Source organism: Nostoc sp. DedQUE02, assembly GCF_034531035.1.
Taxonomy (GTDB): Bacteria; Cyanobacteriota; Cyanobacteriia; order Cyanobacteriales; family Nostocaceae; genus Nostoc.
Window position 1 is genome coordinate 1 of the sequence record NZ_JAVRBY020000154.1, and the last position, 621, is coordinate 621.

General features: G+C 43.8%; 1 protein-coding gene. It reads right to left on the minus strand.

Annotation, left to right across the window (positions count from 1 at the left end; all coding sequences use genetic code 11):
- On the minus strand, positions 1-621 hold a 621-nt coding region (locus RMX98_RS36280; RefSeq protein ID WP_409882113.1), incomplete at both ends, for a putative Ig domain-containing protein.

The window sequence follows — 621 nt, forward strand, 5'->3', positions numbered from 1 at the left end:
GCATCGTTGGTGTTAATAACAGTGAGTGTAAAGACATTACTCGCTTGAGCTTGAGCAATATCCTTGGCGATAACTTTAATGTTTAAGCTACCAACGTTTTCATTTAAGGGAGTACCACTGAAGGTTTTGGTAGTAGCATTGAAACTTAACCAACTCGGTAGTGGGTTGCCGTTTTCAAGAGTGGCACTGTAGGTGAGAGTGTCTCCGATATCTGGATCTTGGAAGGTGTTTGCGGGGATTGTGAAATTGAAAACTGCGTCTTCTGTTGCTTGTTGAGCAGTGATGGGCGAAGCTACAATTGGCGCATCGTTGGTGTTAATAACAGTGAGTGTAAAGACATTACTCGCTTGAGCTTGAGCAATATCCTTGGCGATAACTTTGATGTTTAAGCTACCAACGTTTTCATTTAAGGGAGTACCACTGAAGGTTTTGGTAGTAGCATTGAAACTTAACCAACTCGGTAGTGGGTTGCCGTTTTCAAGAGTGGCACTGTAGGTGAGAGTGTCTCCGATATCTGGATCTTGGAAGGTGTTTGCGGGGATTGTGAAATTGAAAACTGCGTCTTCTGTTGCTTGTTGAGCAGTGATGGGCGAAGCTACAATTGGCGCATCGTTGGTGTTA